The sequence below is a fragment of the Hyalangium sp. genome, from assembly GCF_035629615.1.
GTDB lineage: Bacteria > Myxococcota > Myxococcia > Myxococcales > Myxococcaceae > Hyalangium.
The window spans coordinates 1-2171 of the sequence record NZ_DASPHO010000808.1; the positions used below are offsets into that span (position 1 = coordinate 1).

Sequence of the window (2171 nt, forward strand, 5' to 3'; positions counted from 1 at the left end):
CCCCGCGCCGGAGATCACCGAGCTGACGCTCGTGGCGGGGTAAAAAGACAGAGGCCCCTGGGCTGCCCTGAGGGCAGCGCCGGGGGCCTGGCGCTGAAAATGACACGAGGCGCCCGCTGGGATGAGACGGGAGCCCCGTGATGGCCGGCTGAAGTGGGGGATGAAGGCTCCAGCCGTTATGACTGGAGGTCTCAGCCGCGGTACTGGTGGATCGACAGGATGGGGTAGTTCATCGACGTCATGCTGATCTTCTGCGAGCCATCCGAGTTCACGTTGTTGGAGCCGATGAACTGGGGCTTGCCATCCTTCATGCCCGCGTACATCACCACGTGGTGGCCGCCCGGCGTCTTCATGCTCACCACGTCACCCGGCTTGGCCTCGGCCAGCGAGACGCGCTTGAAGTTCGGATCCTTGTCCAGGTTGGCCGCCAGGCCCACCACCGCGTTGTGGTGCTGGCTGTTGGTGATCTGGCCCGCCTGCTCGAGCGCCGCGGAGACGAAGTTGGCGCAGTTGACGTTGTTCGGGACCCAGTCCTCCATGTCCGCGCCCACGCCGCTGCCTTCCATCTTCAGCGAGCCGGCGTTCTTGCCCAGGTGCGACTGGGCGATGTCGAACGGGCTGCCACCGGGGCCGCGCGTGCCCGCGGAGGGAGCCGACGGGCCCGTGGCCCCACCGGTAGGAGCCGCCGCGCCACCCGTGCCGCCCGCGCCACCCGTGCCGCCCGTGCCGCCCACGTACTCATCGCGCGACCCGGGGATGTTCAGCGAGCGGCCTGCGTAGATCTTGTTGGCGTCCTTGATCTCCGGATTCGCCTTCATCAGCTCGCTGACCGACGTCTTGTGGGTGCGAGCCAGCTGCGAGAGGGTGTCGCCAGACTTGATCTTGATGTTCATGGGGGCGGCTCCGAGAGCGGTGCGGGAAGATTTGTGAGGATTCTCGAAACCTGAGTCCTACAAGTTGCGTATCCAGATCATTTTTCCCCACATAATCCGAGAATGTGGGGAGGCTCCTTATAAGTCATTGAAAAGACGGGGAGCGGGCGGGGATTTGTCAAGAGTAGGAGTTGTGCCTACCTGGGTGTGAGGAGCTGGTGCATCCCGTGCTGGAGGTGCTCGCTCGGCTCTCACTTCCGCCGGAGGTGAGCCTGCTCATGCGCTCACGAGGGCTGGCGCACGGGTTCGCGCGGGTGCGCTCTGGGCAGGCGTGTGCCAGCCCAGCCCATGAGCCAGGTGGCTCCTATCCACCCTCGCCCCCGCGCTATGAAGTGGGCCATGAACCCTTCTTCGAAGCGAGTGATCTCCGATCTCAAGGAACTCGAGAGGCTCACCTCCGACGAGCGCGGCGCCCAGCGCGTCGCATGGGGTCCCGTCTGGCGCAAGGCGCGCGAGTGGTTCGCGGGCAAGCTGAAGAACGAGCTCACCCTCCCCATGCGCCAGGACGGCGCCGGTAACCTTTGGGCCACGCTCCATGGCGACTCCGAGCGGAGCATCGTCATCGGCAGCCACCTCGACTCGGTCCCCGGTGGCGGCTGGCTCGACGGCTGCCTCGGCGTGCTCGCAGGTCTCGAGGTCCTCCGCCTCTACATCGCGAAGGGCGAACGCCCGCCGGTCACAATCCACATCGTCGATTGGGCCGACGAAGAGGGCGCGCGCTTCGGCCGTAGCCTCACCGGGTCCGCCGCGTCCGCAGGCTCGCTCGATCCGCACAAGGAACTCGCGCACCTCGTAGACCGCGCTGGCGTGAAGCTCCCCGACGCGCTGAAGGAGAACGGCATCACCCTCGACGGAATGAAGAGCGCGCGGAAGTACTTCGATGACCTGCAGGCCGAGGCCTACCTCGAGCTGCACATCGAGCAGGGTCCGGTGCTGCAGGAGATGAAGCGCCCGGTCGGCGTGGTCCTCGGGACGATGGGCGTCGAGCGCCACCATCTGAAGTTCATCGGGCAGGCCGCGCACTCCGGCGCCGCGCCGCTGCACCTCCGCCAGGACGCGTTCCTCGCAGGCGCCCGATTCGCGCTCGCCTTGCAGGAGCTCGCGACGAAGCTCTCCGGCAAGACGCCGCGCACGCGCGTGGTCGCGACCTGCGGCGTGGTGAAGGTCGAGCCGAACTTCGTCACCGCGGTGCCGGGCCGCACGGAGATCTCCATCGACATGCGCGCGCTCGACGCAGAC

General features: G+C 66.9%; 2 protein-coding genes. One reads left to right on the forward strand and one right to left on the reverse strand.

Features of this window, described 5'->3' with window-relative positions:
- Nucleotides 1–191: 191 nt before the first annotated feature.
- On the reverse strand, nucleotides 192–893 hold the full coding sequence (locus VD972_RS40570) for a LysM peptidoglycan-binding domain-containing protein (protein WP_324994567.1): 702 nt from the start codon (nucleotides 891–893) through the stop codon (nucleotides 192–194).
- A 399-nt stretch (nucleotides 894–1292) separates the two neighbouring features.
- Between VD972_RS40570 and VD972_RS40575 the strand changes: the two genes are divergently transcribed.
- Nucleotides 1293–2171: hydantoinase/carbamoylase family amidase (locus tag VD972_RS40575; RefSeq protein ID WP_324994569.1), on the forward strand; the 879-nt coding region annotated here is incomplete at its 3' end.

Bases quoted from the DNA above. Each gene is read 5' to 3' on its own strand.
- VD972_RS40570 (WP_324994567.1), bottom strand. From the start codon at position 893: ATGAACATCAAGATCAAGTCTGGCGACACCCTCTCGCAGCTGGCTCGC.